Origin of the sequence: Paenibacillus sp. Y5S-9 (assembly GCF_036894235.1) — a bacterium.
Taxonomy (GTDB): Bacteria; Bacillota; Bacilli; order Paenibacillales; family Paenibacillaceae; genus Paenibacillus.
The window spans coordinates 5,318,921-5,338,280 of record NZ_CP145887.1; the positions used below are offsets into that span (position 1 = coordinate 5,318,921).

14 protein-coding genes and 1 riboswitch are annotated in these 19,360 nt (G+C 47.2%); of the genes, 5 read left to right on the forward strand and 9 right to left on the reverse strand.

Translation table 11 applies throughout. The annotated features are described in order from the left end of the window. Positions 1 to 519 precede the first annotated feature (519 nt). Positions 520 to 2,523 (forward strand): DNA mismatch repair protein MutS, encoded by a 2,004-nt coding sequence (locus V6669_RS23405; RefSeq protein WP_338588304.1) that lies wholly within the window; start codon positions 520 to 522, stop codon positions 2,521 to 2,523. Between the two features lie 140 nt (positions 2,524 to 2,663). Then, the gene (locus V6669_RS23410; protein WP_215074495.1) at positions 2,664 to 2,915 is read left to right on the forward strand and encodes a cysteine-rich CWC family protein; all 252 of its coding nucleotides are present in this window, start codon (positions 2,664 to 2,666) and stop codon (positions 2,913 to 2,915) included. Positions 2,916 to 2,975: 60 nt separating this feature from the next. On the opposite strand, the gene V6669_RS23415 is transcribed toward V6669_RS23410, so the two are convergent. The 5 genes from V6669_RS23415 to gcvH form a co-directional block, all read right to left on the reverse strand. Next, positions 2,976 to 4,121 (reverse strand): mannitol-1-phosphate 5-dehydrogenase, encoded by a 1,146-nt coding sequence (locus V6669_RS23415; protein WP_338588305.1) that lies wholly within the window; start codon positions 4,119 to 4,121, stop codon positions 2,976 to 2,978. Further along, on the reverse strand, positions 4,118 to 4,552 hold the full coding sequence (locus V6669_RS23420) for a PTS sugar transporter subunit IIA (protein ID WP_017686856.1): 435 nt from the start codon (positions 4,550 to 4,552) through the stop codon (positions 4,118 to 4,120). Before V6669_RS23420 ends, V6669_RS23415 begins: the two co-directional genes overlap by 4 nt. Continuing rightward, entirely contained in the window at positions 4,549 to 6,651 is a 2,103-nt protein-coding gene (locus V6669_RS23425) for a BglG family transcription antiterminator (protein ID WP_338588306.1), read from the reverse strand. Before V6669_RS23425 ends, V6669_RS23420 begins: the two co-directional genes overlap by 4 nt. A 38-nt stretch (positions 6,652 to 6,689) precedes the next feature. Next, complete coding sequence (locus V6669_RS23430; RefSeq protein WP_338588307.1) at positions 6,690 to 8,144, reverse strand: PTS mannitol transporter subunit IICB; 1,455 nt, start codon at positions 8,142 to 8,144, stop codon at positions 6,690 to 6,692. Between the two features lie 419 nt (positions 8,145 to 8,563). Continuing rightward, entirely contained in the window at positions 8,564 to 8,956 is a 393-nt protein-coding gene (gene gcvH, locus V6669_RS23435; RefSeq protein ID WP_047844042.1) for a glycine cleavage system protein GcvH, read from the reverse strand. Positions 8,957 to 9,301: 345 nt separating this feature from the next. Further along, a riboswitch (glycine riboswitch) is annotated at positions 9,302 to 9,424 on the forward strand. 321 nt (positions 9,425 to 9,745) lie between these two features. On the opposite strand from gcvH, the gene gcvT reads away from it, so the two are divergent. The 3 genes from gcvT (at position 9,746) to gcvPB (ending at position 13,811) form a co-directional block, all read left to right on the forward strand. After that, positions 9,746 to 10,882 carry a glycine cleavage system aminomethyltransferase GcvT gene (gcvT, locus tag V6669_RS23440; protein WP_338588308.1) on the forward strand — a complete coding sequence of 379 codons (1,137 nt, stop codon included), beginning with the start codon at positions 9,746 to 9,748 and terminating at the stop codon, positions 10,880 to 10,882. Then, positions 10,879 to 12,234 (forward strand): aminomethyl-transferring glycine dehydrogenase subunit GcvPA, encoded by a 1,356-nt coding sequence (gcvPA, locus tag V6669_RS23445; RefSeq protein WP_338588309.1) that lies wholly within the window; start codon positions 10,879 to 10,881, stop codon positions 12,232 to 12,234. Before gcvT ends, gcvPA begins: the two co-directional genes overlap by 4 nt. Before the next feature lie 137 nt (positions 12,235 to 12,371). Beyond that, positions 12,372 to 13,811, forward strand: a complete 1,440-nt coding sequence (gcvPB, locus tag V6669_RS23450; RefSeq protein ID WP_338595026.1) for an aminomethyl-transferring glycine dehydrogenase subunit GcvPB — start codon at positions 12,372 to 12,374, stop codon at positions 13,809 to 13,811. A gap of 296 nt (positions 13,812 to 14,107) precedes the next feature. On the opposite strand, the gene ptsP is transcribed toward gcvPB, so the two are convergent. The 4 genes from ptsP to V6669_RS23470 form a co-directional block, all read right to left on the reverse strand. Next, a complete protein-coding gene (gene ptsP, locus V6669_RS23455; RefSeq protein WP_036617013.1) occupies positions 14,108 to 15,820 on the reverse strand; it encodes a phosphoenolpyruvate--protein phosphotransferase in 1,713 nt (570 codons plus the stop codon). Then, the gene (locus V6669_RS23460) at positions 15,813 to 16,088 is read right to left on the reverse strand and encodes an HPr family phosphocarrier protein (RefSeq protein ID WP_036617010.1); all 276 of its coding nucleotides are present in this window, start codon (positions 16,086 to 16,088) and stop codon (positions 15,813 to 15,815) included. Before V6669_RS23460 ends, ptsP begins: the two co-directional genes overlap by 8 nt. A 77-nt stretch (positions 16,089 to 16,165) precedes the next feature. Further along, complete coding sequence (gene ptsG / locus V6669_RS23465; RefSeq protein WP_307542706.1) at positions 16,166 to 18,217, reverse strand: glucose-specific PTS transporter subunit IIBC; 2,052 nt, start codon at positions 18,215 to 18,217, stop codon at positions 16,166 to 16,168. A gap of 287 nt (positions 18,218 to 18,504) precedes the next feature. Further along, the gene (locus V6669_RS23470) at positions 18,505 to 19,359 is read right to left on the reverse strand and encodes a PRD domain-containing protein (protein WP_338588310.1); all 855 of its coding nucleotides are present in this window, start codon (positions 19,357 to 19,359) and stop codon (positions 18,505 to 18,507) included. Between the last annotated feature and the right edge of the window lies 1 nt (position 19,360).

Consider the following 19,360-nt stretch of genomic DNA (forward strand, 5'->3'; position numbering starts at 1 on the left):
TCCTCCTTTATACGTGTGTTTATTAAAATAAATCGCTTTCATTGGATTATTTTACTATTGTTATTTTAAAACCCATTCTTATTCAAGTCCACTCATTTATTCTAAAGGTTGACTTCAAACCAATTTCCAGTTTATATTGGTTGCATATTCCTCAATCAAAGGAGAGATTTTTAATGTCGGTGAATGTTCTTAACTAACCAAGTTTCATATTCAGGAGTTTGGCCTTTCATTGCGCTTGTGCCCATATGGCATACGTGTATTTCATGATGCGCCAGATCCCTGTACTTAGTTAAGAACAGCGGATATCATAAATCGCCTCCGGGATTGTCATTGTCCGGGTCTATTTCCGCGCTGAGTTCAGCGCGGATTTTTTAATATAGACCTGTAGTGGACTCTGCTTTCCCATATATTTAGGGCGGAGAATGACGTTTGTTCATTCTCCGCCCTTTTTGCGTTTTCCAGGAATATGTTTCATCGCATCAACTGAAATCCCAATTCAAATTCAAGGAGAGATTACGCATGAATGAAAACACATTAAACAGTCTGGGTTATCCACAAATTCAAAAAAACGTTGCAGACTGCGCCCTGTCTTATCTGGGCAAACGTTATGCGAGAGAACTAAAACCGATGGTAGATGCTCACCTGATCCAGATTTGCTTGGAAGAAACTGCAGAAGCGGCTGCGTTGATTCGCTTCGGGGCCAGTATTCCCCTCCCATCACTCGATGGAATGGAAACCATTATGGATCTGCTTGGCACCGGTTATCTATTCAGTGAACGCGACTTCAGTCATCTCGCTCAGTTCCTGCGGAGCTGTGCACAACTCATGAAGTACATGGAGGGCAAATCTGGGGCCGCTCCCACCGTCAGTCGTTATGCAGCATCCATGATTCTGATCGAACCTTTGCTGAGTGAGATTGAGCGCTGCATCCATAGTGGACGCATTCAGGATCAGGCGAGCAAGGAACTCATTCGTATTCGTAAAAAAATAACGGTCAATGCGGAACGCATGAAACGAAAACTTGATTCTCTGGTGAGTAAACATCGCTCCATTATGCAGGAACATGTCATCAGCCAACGGGGAGGAAGAACGGTTCTGCCCATTAAGAAAGAGTTCCGTAAACAGGTGAAAGGCAGTGTACTGGATGAATCCGGGAGCGGGCAAACCGTATATATCGAACCTGTTGAATTAGTAAGTTTACAGATGGAATTGGCCGCTCTACAAGCGGAGGAGTCCCGAGAGGAGATGAGAATTCTCGGTGATTTAATCTCCCTGGCCGAATCGTATAACCGTGAAATCGCCCTCAACACCGAAACGGTAGGTGTATTGGACTTCCTGTTTGCCAAAGCCAAATATGCAGCCACCATGGATGGACGTACCGTTCGAGTCAATACTCAGGGCCACATCAACCTTCAACGTGCACGTCATCCGTTCATGGGTTCTTCCATGGTTCCCCTTGATTTTGCAATCGGCAAAACGTACTCGTCGCTCATTATAACGGGCCCGAATACAGGGGGTAAAACGGTCGCACTCAAAACACTTGGTTTGTTAACCCTGATGATGCAATCGGGTTTGCTTATTCCGGTGGAGGAAGGTGGCGAGATGGCTGTTTATAACGAGGTAGCAGTTGATATTGGTGATGGGCAGAGTTTGGAACAAGCACTCAGTACATTCTCTGCACATATTCGCAATATGATTGGCATACTGGAACAGGCCAATGCGTCAACTCTGGTGCTCATTGATGAGATGGCTTCCGGCACAGATCCCGGTGAAGGTGTTGGACTATCCATCGCCATGCTGGAGGAACTGCACAGCCGCGGAGCAACCGTTGTAGCGACAACACATTTTGGTGAGATCAAACATTTTGCAGCTGCCACCCCAGGATTTGAAAATGCCCGCATGGAATTTGACACCGTTTCTCTCCAGCCATTGTATCGATTACGTATCGGAGAAGCTGGTGAGAGCTATGCTTATTCCATCGCATTAAAGCTGGGCATGCCACAGCGAATTATCGAGCGATCCAAGTCCCTGTCCGATCAAAGTATTTCAAGAGATCGTACATTCGTGTTCACATCACCTCCTTTGGAAAATCCGGCCCTGACGCCTGATCGTTCCGTTGCAGAAGCAGACGGCCCAGCAGAGTTATCCAAGCGGAACCAGTCGAAACAGTCAAAGGATTCAATCGGTCCCCACAAAAAGACAACAACCAGAGAGTCGGATTCTCCTGCTCCTGCCAAAACTTTTCGCAAAGGGGATCGGGTGTATGCGGCCTATCTTAATCAGTCGGGCATCGTCTGTGATGTCGAGGATAGCCGTGGAAATATCGGGGTCATGCTGCGAGGACGCAAAGTCAAAATCCATAAGAAACGTCTGACCCTGCATATATCAGCCGATGAGCTTTATCCGGGTGACGATTATGACTTGGACATTGTGCTAGAAACAAAGGAAAATCGAAAGAAGCGTAAATTGATGGGACGCAAACATGTGGAAGGCCTACAGATCGAATTACCGCCTGAAGAATAGCCGATGGGAGAAACAGATGTGGTGAACTGGAAGTCATATATACAGAGCGAAATCCATAATCACCGGCACATTTCTGTTATACTGGGGACCAGTATGTTTAACTTCAGCTCGTAGCTATTGCACAGGGAGGGAAGAACTGAATGTCTGCAGAACAAGACGATCAAGAGCACATCCATATCGATGTTCTTGTCTGCCCATTATGCGGGGAAGCTAATCGCTGTTCCTATGCCGCAGGACATCCTCATTCGGAATGCTGGTGTAACCGGGCTACTTTCCCCGAGGGTGTGTTTGACCGCATTCCGGCAGAACAGCGCCGAAAATCGTGCATATGTCAACGTTGTTTGGACGACTATGCCGATAAAAGACAACCAAAAGAAGAGCCACACAGTTAACAACTGTATGGCTCTTCTTCATTATGCCTCATCTATACTGTTAGCTGGCTGCCACTGTTCTTACATTTGGTTATACTGGGCAACAGCCTGTTCAAGCACCGGATGATGCTCATCCAAGGACGTATAATGATGCAGTGCAGCTGTAATCCCCTTCTCGCGGATCATGTTCTGCAGTTCAACTGCTTCCGGATCATCGGAGACATCGAACTTGCAGGCTGCTGCCATACCCATAGCCAGATAGGTCGTTTCAGATCCATCCGCATAGGCCTGAAGGGCCGGGCGAACCAGACGATCATTCGGAGACAACTTGCGCAGCGGGGAACGACCAACTCGAGTAACCTCATCGGTGAGATACGGGTTGACGAACCGTCCCAATATTTTGACAATATACTGCTCATGTTCTTCCGGGTTGAATGCAAAACGCTTCACCAGAACTTTTCCAGTTTCCTGTAAAGCACCGTAGACAATGGATTTCACCTTTTCATCGGCAATAGCCTTTTGAATCGTGTCATACCCGTGCACATTACCGATATATGCTGCAACGCAGTGTCCTGTATTAACAGTGAACAGCTTCCGTTCGATATACGGCTCCAGATCATCGACATATAGAATGCCCTCAACCGGTTTGAATGCAGGAGCCATCTGGGAACGATCCACCACCCACTCGTAAAAAGGCTCCACCTGTACATGCAACGGGTCTTCATGATGCTGAATAGGCACTATCCGGTCTACGGCTGAATCTGGAAAATAAACGTATTGATCCGCAAGGGAACGTACCTTTTCATCAAGCAGAGCATATACATGCTCTTTCAACTGTGTACTGGCTCCAATAGCGTTCTCGCAAGCGATAATGTGAAGCGGGTTTTGAGCAGGACCGGAAATTAATCTTTTCTCAAGTCCTTTCGCAATACCTGGTGCAATATGTTTCAGCACACCCACGCCCACTGCAGTTGTAATCAGATCCGCTTCCACAACGGTTTGGGCAACCGTCTCCAGTTGGGTTCCATCGATTGCATTTACACCTGTGACGGTCTCCTGATCCTTGCTCTCGTTAGCCAGTTCCACCGTATATTGCCCCCGTTGCTGGAGAGCTGTTACCAAGGTCTGATTGACGTCGGAGAAAACCACCTCATAACCCGCACGGGAGAGGATCAATCCGATAAACCCGCGTCCAATGTTACCTGCGCCAAAGTGTAAGGCCTTCATAGCTCCATTTCACTTTCCAGAATTGCGATAACTTCTTCTGCTGTTTTGGCTAGACGCAGTGCCTCCATGTTCTCATCCTCAGCACAGATCACCGCGATGCTAGTCAGGATCTCCATATGTTCCCCGCCTTGAGCCGCGATACCAATGACCATATAAGCCTTTTCTTCGCCAAAATCAACACCTTGTGGATACTGAATGACAGAGATACCTGTGGATAAAATGAAAGCTTTGGATTCCTTTGTACCATGCGGAATAGCCAGGCCATTCCCTACATAGGTCGAGACAATCTCTTCACGTTCAATCATCTTCTCAATGTAATCAGCGGTAATATGTCCCGCATCCTTCAGAATCTGTCCTGCCATACGAATCGCTTCGTATTTGTCCTGAGCCGTCGCATTCATGATGACTTTATCTGTTGTTAACATACTCATAATGGTTGACCTCCAATTTCGGTTTTACTGCGATAAAATCCAACAAGTTCCTGGGACAGGTAATGAATGAGTTCATCCCTGATTCCCTTTTCCAGCAATGTAATCATCTCTTCCTGTAATAACAGGGCGCTGATCTCACTGAGAACCTCCAGACTTTCCTTGGATAATTCTCGGGGACCGAGCATCAAAAGAATATGGGTGACTCCTGCCGAATCATCCGGCGTACGAAGCAGTGGCTCCGTGAGCTGAAACAGACTGATAGACGGCCTGTAGATCCCCTCACTGCGGGTATGAAACAGTGCAAGTCTTGTGCCGGGAATCTTCTGACTCCCCACTGCTTCACGTGCCTCCAACCGTTTTGCGATCTCCTCCGGTTCCTTCAGCACACCAGATCCATGGAGTACGTTGCACATCGCATACACGGTTTTATAGAAACCGATATCTTGGTTATCCAGCGGATACACCTGAAACTTGCCAATGATTCGGACAATTTCAACTAGAATAGCTTCCATTCCATCAGGTTCCGAATAACGACTTGTCGTCTGAACCTCTGTTTCACGGGGCTCGTTATGCTGTCGTTGTAATGTTGTTGTTCGGATAAAATGACGCAGACGTTCGCTCTCTTCCGCCGTAAGCAGTGGACTCACTTTGTAATACTGATGCTCATCCATCGGCAGATCGACAGTGGATAAGACCAGATCATATTGATCTGTAGGTATCCGTGCAGCCTCGTACCAGGACACGCTATCCATAATCCGAATCTCGGGAATCTCCTTGGATAATCGGCTGGAAAGCATGCGTGATGATCCGATTCCGCTTGTACACACGATGATCGCCCTGATCTCCCGTTTCAATGCACGTAACCTCTCAATGGAAGCTCCAAAGTGCATAACCAAGAAACCAATCTCCTCATCGGGAACGTCTGTGCCTGGCCAAGCTTGCCCCACAGATTTTTTGACATCTTCAAAAAGTGAATCATAATCCTTGCGAATCTGCTGCAAAAGCGGATTACGAATCATCTGTTGTCCTTCAATTCGCTCCATGACAGGTTGCATATGACCAAGCAAACCTTCACGAAGCAAACGATCCTCATGAAAGGCGTAATGTGTCCTCGCCTGCATCTGATCAATCAGTGAATGTACCCTGTCCAGTAAAATCAAGTCGTCGATTGGCAACAGCCGCGAAGAGTGAATCCGCTGCTCTGTCTCAACTAATAGTCTGTGAAAATAAGCTTGCTCATCTTGGGAGAATGTCAGCCCCAGCTGGGTAGATAACAAACCACACAAGCGGGAAGCCATATAAGGTGGAACCTTCATTTCATCCTGCTCTGCGACTTCATCTCCCTTGTTCTCCAGGGGAGGTATACGGCCAATGCCAAAGCCTTTACGAATACGTACAACCGCTACGGATAATTGAATCAGCAGCTTCATGTATTGCCGTTCCGGGATGTTCTCCAGCCATTCGATATCTGGTTGCCATAACGCATTCTCGACCGTAAGCACATCACCGTGCCCAATCATATCCAACAGTTTTTGGTTTACGATGGAGCCTCCCTGTTCTGGCTGTCTTCCGAATAGGTCGGACTCATCCAGAAATTCGAGAGCAAGTGCAGCTATGGCTGTGCGATGAATCGTCTCACTTCCGTTAATCTTGACGCCATATCCACGTCTGCGAACCAGCTTCAGTCCCGCCTGACGAATTCGTGACTCCAGATCGTCCAGATCAGTGGTTACGGTGGATACGGTCACTTTCAGATCCGAAGCCAAGGCGAGTAACTTTACAGGCTCCGGTTCATCCAGCAGGATGCAAAGCATGAAGAGCTTACGCTCTTCCGGCGTAAACTCTACATATTCTTTACCCTCTAGTTGCTGGCGCAATATAGCCAGATCATCGGAACCGGCATCAATTCGGATACCGGTTCCTGATTTTTTTTCCAGCCTCATGCCCAAAGGTTCAAGCCATTGTTCAATCATTTGCAGCTCCCGGTGAACTGTTCGGGTACTGACCTTAACTTCAACGGCGATTTCGCCGGCAGTGACTTCATGTGGATGCTCCAGCAGAAACTCCACGATTTCACGTTGTCTTTTGGTAATACTCATATCTCAGCCTCCGGCTCAGGGAAAACAAATGCGTGCAATTACTTTAGACGTTCAACGAGCGCATCGTATTCCGGGCTTTTTAGGAAGTTGTCGATGGATATATGTTCTGCGTTCGGCGCAACGGAGCGGGCACGATCGGTTAATATTTGTTGTGTGATGACCACATCTGCATCCGGCGGGATATCACTGATAGCCGTATTGGTCACCGTAACGTCAATCCCCTCTGCCTTCATCTTCTTGCGTAGAATGGAAGCACCCATGGCACTCGACCCCATCCCTGCATCACAGGAGAAGACAATTTTCTTCACGTCTGTTTTGACTGTAGAAGAAGCCATATCTGCGGCTCTGTCTGCTTCATGTTGGTTAGCCGTAATGCCAGCGTTTGGAACGGTTCCTTGACTCTTCATATCTTTCATCCGACTGGATGCGGACTCCAGATCTTCGTCCTTTTGTTTACCCGTTTTCAGCAACACTGCTGCTACCAGGAAGGAAACGACGGCTGCTACAAGCACCCCTGCGAGCATCGGCAGGTATCCACCTTTTGGTGTTAAGAGGAAATACGCGATAATACTACCCGGTGATGGTGCTGAAACAAGTCCTGCTCCAGTGAGCATGAATGTTAATGTACCTGCGACGCCACCCGCAATTGCGGCAAGAATCAGAATCGGTCTCATCAAAATGTAAGGGAAGTAGATCTCATGAATTCCCCCGAAGAAATGAATGATAACGGCACCTGGTGCAGAAGATTTGGCCATTCCGCGTCCGAAGAAACAGTAAGCAAGCAAGATACCAAGTCCCGGACCCGGGTTCGATTCAAGCATGTATAATACGGATTGCCCTAACTCTCTCGCTTGATCTGTTGCAATTGGTGTCAGAATCCCGTGGTTGATTGCATTGTTCAGGAACAATACTTTACCTGGTTCAATGATTAGGTTGACCAGCGGCAGCAAACCAAGATTCATTAAGCCTTGTACCCCGGCAGATAATACTTTGCTAATTGCTTCTACAGCAGGCCCGATGCCCAGTAGCGCAAAAATCCCCAAGATCCCGCCAATAATACCGGCTGAAAAGTTGTTAACCAGCATTTCAAATCCGGCTCTAACTTTACCTTCGATCGATTTATCAAACTTTTTGATGATCCATGCTGCCAGTGGTCCGGCAATCATGGCACCTAGGAACATCGGGATATCACTACCCACGATGACTCCGATGGTCATAATGGCACCCACGACACCACCACGCTGACCATGCACCATCGTACCCCCGGTGTAACCAATTAACAGTGGCAGCAAATATTTGATCATCGGATCGACTAGCTGCGCAAGCGTCTCGTTAGGGAACCAGCCTGTTGGAATGAACAGAGCCGTAATTAATCCCCAGGCGATAAACGCTCCCATATTCGGCATGACCATACCACTCAGGAATCGGCCAAAACGCTGAACACCTACCCGTAGCCCACCTTTGGAATTGGACGATTGGTCCAAATTACTCATTGTATTATCCTCCTTGGATCAAGTGATTATGATTTATGAAAGGGGTATCATTTCTCCCCTGCTGTAATCCTAAGCGAGAATGCTCTCCTGTTCAATCAAATGAAAGCGTACTTTCGTCATGAACAATGATGACAACATTAGGTTATGTAATCGTTTTAATGGATGCATAATGGCTGAACCCACTGGTACACAAGGCTTTTTTTGCCTATGACTTTTATCATTTCCAAAATCAATTTCTAACCTATAGCTTGGTCTAGTCAGGCGATTCACATCCACAATCTGCTTCAATCCGCATTGGAAACCATTCTCGGAAAGCACAAAAAACCTGTGCAAGCCTCAGGCTCACACAGGTCGAAACAATATGAAGTTCATTTCAATTCATTATAAAATATATGTTAATAAGTACAAGTTCGTTGATACTATTCTTCCGTATGTTTACGATACGCGTCTGCATTCATCAATGTAGACAATGCTGCTGTCAGATCTCCCTCAACACGGATTTCAATCATCCAGCCTTCCTCGTATGGAGAGCTGTTGACAAGTTCAGGGGAGTCCTGCAACGAATCATTCACTGCAATAATTGAACCAGTGACGGGAGAAAACAAGTCCGAAACCGTTTTGACCGATTCGATCGTGCCAATGCTGTCCTCTGCTTTTACATTGGTTTCAAGGTCAGGCAATTCCACAAACACAATGTCACCCAGCTGATGCTGCGCGAACTCGGTAATGCCAATACGTACAGTATCCTCCCCTACGGTTTGCACCCATTCGTGCTCTTCACTGTACAGGAAATCACTTTTCAATTCGCTCATCGATATCCGCCTCGCTTTTCATTAAATGAGTGCATGCGTTCTTTGACCTTAACCTTTTTCCCAGAACATAGCGTATGATATTTTTGATTCAAATGTCAAGATACCTCACAATTTATTTATTGATCACCTCTAAATCCTGTAACCCGATTACACTCTTTCTTCATATACTGGTGAATATTAGAATAGTAAGCGCAGTCTTTTTAAATACACGAACAATAACATTTAAGATAAATTAAATATTCGGTTTTTTAGTTATGATCTATGACATCGTTCTTGACATCGGTAGTGGATTCACGTTTTAATGAGAGGAGTAAATGTGTTTATTGGACTATGTTATACCCGCGGATGAATGTAAAGGGAGAGATTACCCGTGACACCCGATTCGGGATGTACATGAGGTAACGCCGAAGGAGTAAACCACCGATAAGCGGGGGTGAATCTCTCAGGCAAAAGGACTTTTACGGGACGCAACTCTGGAGAGCATCTATTCGCCCTGAGCGGGCGTTATGATCACCCAAGGGGAAACCTGCTGCACAAGGCAGCGGGGTAACTCTCAGGTACAAGGGACAGAGCCTTAGAATACAGCGTGCTACTTGGCATGCCGATTCTTTGGCCTGTCCTTTTCCTTTTTCCCAAAAAACGAAAAACAGGATTCAGATCGGCGCTGCCATAGCTGCCTTACCATACTTATGTGATGAAAATATCTAGCGGAAAAATGTAAAAATACCCTGTTTCATTGATCCACGATTGTATATCCGGCCGGTTGACGGCCCATGACGAGGTGATTTGATGTCCGATTTGCTTAGAACACCACTCTTCCCAATGTATCAGCAATACGAAGGCGTACGGTGCATTGATTTTGGAGGCTGGGAGCTTCCAGTGCAATTTAGCGGAATCCAGAAAGAACATGAAGCGGTGCGTGAGCGTGCTGGACTGTTCGATGTATCCCATATGGGCGAATTCACAGTACAGGGTGAGCAGGCTGAAGTTTTTTTGCAACAAATGATGACCAATGATGTGACCACGCTCGTTCCGGGTCAAGCCCAGTATACCCTGATGTGTTACCCAGATGGCGGTGTGGTGGATGATCTGCTCGTGTATAAGCTGGAAGATCAGCATTATATGCTCGTTGTTAACGCCTCCAACATCGACAAGGATTGGGCGTGGCTGCAAGAGCACTTGATCCCTGGCGTGAGCATGACCAACGATTCGGAGCAGACGGCGCTGCTCGCCTTGCAAGGACCACTGGCTGTAGACATTATCGGGAAAGTTACAGATACGGATGTATCCTCGATTGAGCCTTTTCGTTTTGTACAGCAGGCAGAGGTATGCGGCGTTAAATTACTGTTGTCCCGTACCGGTTATACCGGTGAGGACGGCTTTGAACTATATGTACCTGCGGACCAGGCTGCTGCGGTGTGGAATGGATTAATGCAAGCCGGTGAAGGTCACGGACTCGTACCAACCGGACTTGGTGCCCGGGATACACTGCGCTTTGAAGCAAGGCTCCCCCTGTATGGACAGGAATTGTCGGCAACCATCTCTCCACTCGAAGCTGGCGTAGGCATGTTTGTGAAGCTGAATGCGGGACCTTTTATCGGACACGAAGCCTTGTTACAGCAAAAAACTGACGGTCCCGCCCGCAAACTGGTGGGCATCGAAGTGTTGGAGCGCGGTATTCCCCGCCCCCACTATCCGATTTACGCCGAAGGCGTACAGATTGGCGAAGTGACAACAGGCACACAATCACCTACATTGAAGCGTAATCTGGGGCTGGCCCTAATCGACAGCAAATACGCTGCGCTGGGAACCCCGCTTGAGATTGAGATCCGCGGCAAGAAACTAAAAGCCGAGGTCGTGAAGACCCCTTTTCATAAACGGACACGTACGTCAAAGACACCTACTCAAGGAGCTGATCAAGCATGAGCAAGCACCGTTACATTCCCATGACTGAGCAAGATCAGAGCGCCATGCTCGCAACCATCGGTGTGGATACGCTGGAGGAACTGTTTCAGGACATTCCAAAAGAGATTCGTTATCAGGGCGAGCTGCCCGTATCCTCCAAACTTGATGAATATGCGCTGACACGTCACATGTCCAAACAAGCTGGTGCCAACGCCAATTTCGAAACACACGCCAGCTTCCTCGGCGCAGGCATATATGATCATCATGTTCCTTCCGTCATCAATCATGTCATCTCCCGTTCCGAGTTCTACACTGCCTACACACCTTATCAGCCTGAGATCAGCCAAGGTGAACTACAGGCCATTTTCGAATTTCAATCCTACATCTGTGAATTAACCGGTATGGCTGTAGCCAATGCCAGTATGTATGACGGCGCAACTGCCTTTGCAGAAGCAGGTAATCTGGCAGCAGCAGCAACACGTCGCAAACAGCTCATCGTATCCCGTACCGTTCATCCGGAAGCCCGTCAGGTATTGCAGGCTTATGCACACGGATTGAGCCTCGAGATTGTCGAGATTGGTTATAAGGATGGCGTCACTGACTGGGATGCCCTGCAAGCCGCCATTTCGGACGATACCGCTGCTGTCATGATCCAGAGTCCAAACTTCTTTGGTGCTGTGGAAAATGTAAAACAAGCGGCTGACCTCGTGCATGCGCACAAAGGCCTGCTCGTTGTAAGTGCTAACCCGCTATCGCTGGGTCTGCTGGAAGCCCCAGGCAAGCTGGGTGCCGACATCGTTGTTGGCGATGCGCAGCCCCTCGGTATCGCCGCTTCACTCGGCGGCCCGACATGCGGATATTTCGCCGTATCCCAGCCTCATATGCGCCGGATTCCTGGCCGAATTGTAGGTCAAACAACCGATCGCAACGGCAAACGTGGATTTGTACTCACACTGCAAGCGCGTGAGCAGCATATCCGCCGCGAAAAGGCGACATCCAACATCTGTTCCAACCAAGCTTTGCTTGCACTCAGCGCATCTGTGTACATGTCCATCATGGGTAAACAGGGCATGATCGATGTCGCGGATCTGAATTTGCAAAAGAGTCATTACACCCTCAATACATTAACTGCGATTCCTGGAGTTAGCCTTACTTTTAATGCACCAACATTTAATGAGTTTGTTATTAAGCTTCCTGAGGGAACCGATGTGGATGCACTTCAACTGAAACTGTTGGATGCAGGCTTTATTGGTGGCTACGAACTTGGACGTGATTATCCGGAGCTTACCGGACATATGCTGATTGCTGTTACCGAACGGCGCACTAAGGAAGAGATTGACGAATTTGCACGAGCATTGGAGGGATCGCTGTGACTCAGGAAACGACGACGACAACGACAACATCGGTACAAGGACAATCAGAAACGGGTACCTCTGTCTCCACTTCGGTTCAACCTGAGACGGATACAACATTTCGTGCACAGACCTTATCTCCTGCTCCGGAACAATCCTTGATTTTTGAACTCAGCAGCCCTGGACGTGTCGCTTATTCTTTGCCAGAATGTGACGTTCCTCGTCAGGCTGCCGATACGTTGATTCCCCGGGAAATGCTCCGTTCGGAAGCAGCGGCACTACCGGAAGTGTTCGAGGTAGATGTTATCAGGCACTATACTGCGTTGTCCCGCCGGAACTTCGGCGTAGATAACGGATTCTATCCACTGGGCTCTTGTACGATGAAATACAATCCAAAGATTAATGAGGATGTTGCACGTTATAATGGCTTCGCCAAAATCCATCCGTACCAGCATGAATCCAGCATTCAAGGTGCACTTGAACTGTTGTATACGTTGCAAAACGATCTTGCAGGGCTGACGGGTATGGACGCTGTGACTCTGCAACCCGCCGCTGGTGCCCATGGAGAATGGACTGGACTTATGATGATTCGTGCCTACCACGAAGGTCGTGGCGAACAACGTACCAAAGTCATCGTGCCCGATTCATCTCACGGGACCAACCCGGCAAGCGCAACCGTTGCAGGATTTGAAACTGTGACGATTCCATCCCGCGCAGACGGACTGGTCGATCTGGACGCACTCCGTGCAGCCGTTGGTTCCGATACGGCAGCATTGATGCTGACCAACCCGAATACACTTGGTTTGTTCGAGAAAGATATCCAGGAGATTGCATCCATCGTACATCAGGCTGGTGGCTTGTTGTATTACGACGGAGCCAATTCCAATGCCATTATGGGCATTACACGTCCGGGTGATATGGGCTTTGACGTGGTGCATCTGAACTTGCACAAAACGATGAGCACGCCTCATGGCGGTGGTGGACCTGGCGCCGGACCAGTCGGTGTGAAGAGCCGTTTGATCCCGTTCCTGCCTAAACCGATGGTGATCAAGAATGATGATGGTGTATATTCACTGGACCGTGAAGGCGATCAATCCATTGGTCGTGTTAAAGCCTACTACGGTAACTTCGGTATTCTGGTACGTGCCTATGCCTACATTCGTACCTATGGACCGGAAGGATTGCGCCGTGTATCTGAGTGTGCGGTACTCAATGCCAACTATATGATGGCACGTCTCGCACCTTACTATGAGATTCCATATCCAGGTGTATGCAAACACGAATTCGTCATGTCTGGTCGGGGATTGAAGCAGTATGGTGTGCGTACACTGGATGTTGCCAAACGATTGCTTGATTTTGGATATCACCCGCCTACAGTGTACTTCCCGCTCAACGTGGAAGAATGCATCATGATCGAGCCGACGGAAACCGAAAGCAAAGAAACACTGGATGGGTTTATTGATACGATGATACGGATTGCCAAAGAAGCGGAAGAGACACCAGAATTGGTACTCAACGCACCTTACGGAACACCGGTCACTCGTCTTGATGAGACTACCGCGGCCCGCAAACCTGTACTGAACTGCGCTTGCAGTTAATTAATACATTGTTAATACGAAAGCTCTTGCTGATGTTCTAATCAGCAAGAGCTTTTTGTGTTGCCTTCCCCTTTAAAGATGCCACTCTTACAGCTCACCATCATCCTGTTAGAACATGTCTCAAACGAAGGCAAGCTATAGTCCGATGTATACCAGTGTCCGAATCACATTATCCTGTTCATAACAAAAAAAAGCCGATATCCACATGAATCGCGGATACCGGCAAAATCGCTGCATCAATGCAGCTCATTATCGGAAAAAGAAAAACCTCAAATCCGGAGGAAACCCCGGCAAAATTACGCTTTAATGCTTTGAACCAATTCAACGACTTGTTCAGCCGTTTGCATATCCAGAGCTTTAGCAGCCAGTTCCTGCATATCCGCACGGGACAGTTTGGTGATCTGACTACGAGCTGGCAGAATGGAAGTTGCGCTCATGCTGAACTCATCCAATCCAAGACCAAGCAACAATGGAATTGCTGTTTCGTCTCCTGCCATCTCACCACACATGCCAACCCATTTGCCTTCACGATGCGCTGCATCGATAACCATTTTAACCAAACGCAAAATGGCTGGGTTGTAAGGTTGGTACAGATAAGCCACTCGTTCGTTCATACGGTCAGCAGCCATTGTGTATTGAATCAGATCGTTCGTTCCGATACTGAAGAAATCCACTTCTTTGGCAAATTGATCCGCCAGAACTGCAGTCGAAGGAATTTCGACCATGATTCCAAGTTGAATGCTGTCAGAAACAGCAATACCTTCAGCAACCAGCTTCTCTTTCTCTTCGAGCAAGACAGCTTTTGCTTCACGGAATTCACCAAGTGTTGCGATCATTGGGAACATGACACGCAGGTTTCCATGTACACTTGCACGAAGCAATGCACGCAATTGTGTACGGAATATATCCAGACGGTCCAGACACAGACGAACTGCGCGGAAGCCGAGGAATGGATTCATTTCTTTTGGCAGATCCAGGTATGGAAGCTCTTTGTCTCCGCCGATGTCGAGTGTACGAACAACGACAGGTTTGCCTTCCATTTTTTCCAGTACCGCTTTGTAAGCATTATACTGGATGTCTTCGGAAGGAAGCTTGTCTCTGCCCATGTAAAGGAACTCGGTACGGTACAGGCCTACAGCCTCGCCGCCATTCTCCAGAACACCCGTTACATCATTTGGTGTACCAATGTTGGCTGCAAGTTCAACATGAACGTTGTCCACTGTTACCGTTGGCTCATCACGAAGTTTTCTCCACTCTGCACGTTGTGCATCATACTGTTCCTGTTTGGCACGGTATTCAGCAATAACTTCATCAGTAGGGTTAACCAGTACGTGACCATCCAGACCATCAACAATAATCATATCGCCTTGTTTCGCCTGAGCCAAGATGTCCTTGGTTCCAACAACAGCTGGAATTTCAAGAGAGCGCGCCATGATCGCCGAGTGAGAAGTACGTCCACCAATGTTGGTTGCAAAACCTTTAACAAATTGGCGATTCAATTGAGCCGTGTCGGAAGGTGTTAGATCCTCCGCAAGCACGATCACTTCTTCATTGATCTCAGCCGGACTCATGAAGTCGATACCAAGCAAGTGATTTAGCACACGTTTGGTAACGTCACGCATATCTGCTGCACGTTCCTGCAGGTATGCACTCTTCATGTTCTCGAACATGGAGATAAATTGCGATGCCGTTTCGTTCAAAGCAAATTCTGCATTGATCATGTCATCCGCAATTCTAGCTTTAACCGGATCAATTAGTTCCGGGTCATTCAGAATGAGCAAATGCGAAGCAAAAATTTCAGCTTTTTTCTCGCCAAGCTCTTGTAAAGTACGCTCTTTGATCGCCTCAAGCTCAGCCTGGGATTTACCCAGAGCTGAGTCGAGTTTTGCGATCTCTGCGTCAACGTCGTTAATTTGGCGTTTTTCTACAGAGTAGTCAGGATGCTCCAAGATAAACGCCTTGGCGATAGCAATACCCGCCGAAGCCGCGATCCCGGAGACATTAAGCATTAATTTCGCCCAACCCTTCGTTAACCATAACGTCAGTCAAAGCTTGAAGAGCTTCAGCTTCGCCTTCGCCTTCAACGATGATGCTGATAGTGTCGCCTTGTTCCAATCCGAGGGAAAGAACACCCAGGATGGATTTCAAAGTTACTTTTTTACCGTTAGCTTCTGCAAAGGATTCTGCACCTTTGAATTTGTTTGCTGTATTAACCAGGGCTGTCGCCGGACGTGCGTGGATACCATCTTCGTCTGTAATTCTGAATGTTTGTTGCATTACAATCATCTCACTTTCAGTAATTTGGTTTAGGCATTGCATATATTTACACTTGCTTGCCATCGTCGTAACACTTCTTATTTTATCTCAATGATTGGCTGATCGCCAACTTTCAGCACTCCACTCTTCTTGAGGGTTACCGTGGAGCCCTCTGGCAGGTTGGTGAAAATAACTGGTGAAATGATCGAAGGAGCGTTTGCTTTGACATACTCCAGATCCACTTCCATAATCGGCTGACCAGCTGATACCAGATCACCTTCCTGTACCAGTACGTTAAAGCCTTGACCCTTCAGCTTCACCGTATTAACACCTATATGAACAAGCACTTCCTTGCCACCATCGGACATAATGCCCACGGCATGTTTGCTTGGAAATACATTAAACACTTTACCATACACAGGAGAAGTTATCGTACCATCATGTGGCAAAATTGCGAACCCATCACCTGTCATTTTCTCAGCAAAGACCGGATCAGGTACGTTTGTAATGTCCAGCAATTCACCATTGACTGGCATAACGATATCCTCAGCAACGATGCGCTCGCCTTGCTCACCTTGTGCCTTCTCCTCTTCTGGAGTTGGTTTGGCAGCTGCTGGCGTTGGTGCTGGTGTTCGTCCTGCAATAATATCCTGCATCTGAGATTTGATCGTGTCGGAACGTGTTCCGAAGATGGCTTGAACATTATTACCCACTTCAAGTACACCAGATGCACCCAATTGTTTCAAACGATCTTTTTTCACATTGGATTTCTCATTAACTTCAATCCGCAAACGAGTAATACAAGCGTCCAGATGTTTGATATTCTCTTTGCCACCAAAGGCTTCGAGAATGTTATGGGGCAGATCATCCGTTGAACCAGAGCCTCCGCCAGATTCGGTTTCAGGCGTTGCATCCTCTCGTCCAGGTGTTTTGAGATTGAATTTGCGAATGATAAACCGGAAACCGAAGTAATAGATCACCGCAAGAATCAATCCGACAATAATCACGTCCCACCAAGGTGTACGGTTCGGAATAATCCCGAAGATCAGGAAGTCAATGAACCCACCGGAGAAGGTCATACCGATCTTTACACCCAGAATTTGCATGGTCATGAAAGACAAACCTGCAAAGATACAGTGTACTGCAAACAGGATTGGTGCTACAAACAGGAACGAGAATTCAAGTGGTTCTGTGATCCCTGTCAGGAACGAGGTCAGCGCAGCTGAACCCATGATACCTGCAACATACTTTTTGTGTTCTGGTCTTGCTTCATGGTACATCGCAAGTGCGGCCGCTGGCAAACCAAACATCATGAACGGGAATTTACCAACTTGGAATGTTCCCGCTGTGAGGTTCACACCGTCACGCAATTGATTGAAGAAGATTTGCTGGTCACCACGGATGACATCTCCAGCTTTGTTCACATACTCACCGAACTCAAACCAGAATGGGGAGTAGAAAATGTGGTGAAGACCAAACGGAATTAATGACCGTTCTACAACTCCGAAGATGAATGCCGACAATGTCGGGCTTGTATCTACCATGAAGTGAGATACAGCATTTAACCCATTTTGAATCGGTGGCCAGATAATCACCAGAAGCAACCCGATTAAGAGGGAAACAACCGAAGTGATAATCGGAACGAAACGTTTACCTGCAAAGAAACCGAGGTAAGACGGCAGTTCGATTTTGAAAAATCGATTGTAACATAGCGCGGCGGCAATACCTATGATTATACCTCCGAACACGCCTGTACTTAATGTTGGGATACCCAAGATGCTGGCATAACCCGGTACTTCACCGATCATTGCCGGAGTAACCCCTACTGCGGTACCCAGTGTGACGTTCATGACCAGATAACCGATGATCGCTGCGAGACCTGCAACCCCTTCGCCACCGGCTAATCCGACGGCTACACCGACGGCGAACAGCAATGCCAGATTATCGAATACGATCTGACCTGCATTCATCATAATTGTTGCGATCGAGTTCACCCAAGGGGTGTCGAGCGCCGTTACATATTGCAAGAAATCTGGATTAACCAACATGTTACCGATTCCGAGTAGCAAACCTGCCGCAGGTAGAATGGCTACAGGCAACATGAGAGCTTTACCTACTCTTTGCAATACACCAAAAAGCTTTTTGAACATCGCGTCGTATCTCCCTTTCGTCTAATTTATATGTTGTGATGCAAGCAAGGGAACACAAAAAAAGGCATGAATTAATAAAGTAAACTGTGCCAACCTTGGGGTATAGCATACCCTGTACAAGGAAAGAACAATCACACTTTAATTAACTCATGCCTGATCGAGTCAGTAACACGTCGCTTATGTTTATTCAGTTGCTTGATTACGGAAACCATTGTAGCACCAGTTCTAATCTATTGCAAGCCTTTACACCAAAAAAATAAATTCCGCATTCCATCACTGGAATGATCTCACTTATTCTCTTCTTCCTTCCGCTGATTCAGCCTTTGCAGATGAATGGTCAGATAACCTACCTCCGCAGGATAAACAGGCAGATTCAGTCTTTTCTCCATCACTTTGGTCAGTTTCCATGCAAGCGAGTACATTTCCGGATACTCCAACTTAAGCAGGGAATCCAACTTATGGAGTTCTTCCACTTTGTCTCCACGGCGAACACGCTCAAGGGCGAAACGAAGATGAGTCAGCAAACGAGAGTAATCAAGCGATTCCGTTTCAAACGAATAATCGAGTTGATCGGACACCAGGTTCACCAAATCAGTGATCAATTGTGAATGTTCACGTACCTGGGATATATTTTGATTGGTCATTGCACTATAGATATGGAGCGCAACAAAACCAATCTCGTCCATCCCCAGATCAACACCCATTCTCTCTTTGATCAGACGAACAGCGTATTCTGCCATTCGATATTCTTCAGGATATATCTCGCGGGTTTCATATAAAAATGGATTTTGTATGACGATTCCCTGCTCCTTGCGTTTTAACGCGAAAGAAATGTGATCGGTTAATGCAATATGAATATGTTCATTCAGAGGAACGTCCGTACGCTCTGCAATATACGTAATAACTTCGTTAATAATCTCGATCAGTGCTTCATCCACCTGTGGAAGAAGCTGTTTGTACTGCTCTTGCTCCTGCTGGTTTTTCAAAATGAACATTTTCTCCACAGCCATCAATGGAATGTGATCACTCGGTTTTCGGTTAAAGCCAATGCCTTTACCAATAACAACGACTTCCCCGTGTTCAGGATGCTGTGCAATGATTACATTATTATTTAGCGCTTTATCTACATGCAGGCTGCTCATT

Excerpts from the sequence above, each read along its gene's own strand:
- V6669_RS23405 (WP_338588304.1), top strand. The coding sequence starts at position 520 with ATGAATGAAAACACATTAAACAGTCTGGGTTATCCACAAATTCAAAAA.
- V6669_RS23410 (WP_215074495.1), top strand. The coding sequence starts at position 2,664 with ATGTCTGCAGAACAAGACGATCAAGAGCACATCCATATCGATGTTCTT.
- V6669_RS23415 (WP_338588305.1), bottom strand. The coding sequence starts at position 4,121 with ATGAAGGCCTTACACTTTGGCGCAGGTAACATTGGACGCGGGTTTATC.
- V6669_RS23420 (WP_017686856.1), bottom strand. The coding sequence starts at position 4,552 with ATGAGTATGTTAACAACAGATAAAGTCATCATGAATGCGACGGCTCAG.
- V6669_RS23425 (WP_338588306.1), bottom strand. The coding sequence starts at position 6,651 with ATGAGTATTACCAAAAGACAACGTGAAATCGTGGAGTTTCTGCTGGAG.
- V6669_RS23430 (WP_338588307.1), bottom strand. The coding sequence starts at position 8,144 with ATGAGTAATTTGGACCAATCGTCCAATTCCAAAGGTGGGCTACGGGTA.
- gcvH (WP_047844042.1), bottom strand. The coding sequence starts at position 8,956 with ATGAGCGAATTGAAAAGTGATTTCCTGTACAGTGAAGAGCACGAATGG.
- gcvT (WP_338588308.1), top strand. The coding sequence starts at position 9,746 with ATGTCCGATTTGCTTAGAACACCACTCTTCCCAATGTATCAGCAATAC.
- gcvPA (WP_338588309.1), top strand. The coding sequence starts at position 10,879 with ATGAGCAAGCACCGTTACATTCCCATGACTGAGCAAGATCAGAGCGCC.
- ptsP (WP_036617013.1), bottom strand. The coding sequence starts at position 15,820 with ATGCTTAATGTCTCCGGGATCGCGGCTTCGGCGGGTATTGCTATCGCC.
- V6669_RS23460 (WP_036617010.1), bottom strand. The coding sequence starts at position 16,088 with ATGCAACAAACATTCAGAATTACAGACGAAGATGGTATCCACGCACGT.
- ptsG (WP_307542706.1), bottom strand. The coding sequence starts at position 18,217 with ATGTTCAAAAAGCTTTTTGGTGTATTGCAAAGAGTAGGTAAAGCTCTC.
- V6669_RS23470 (WP_338588310.1), bottom strand. The coding sequence starts at position 19,359 with ATGAGCAGCCTGCATGTAGATAAAGCGCTAAATAATAATGTAATCATT.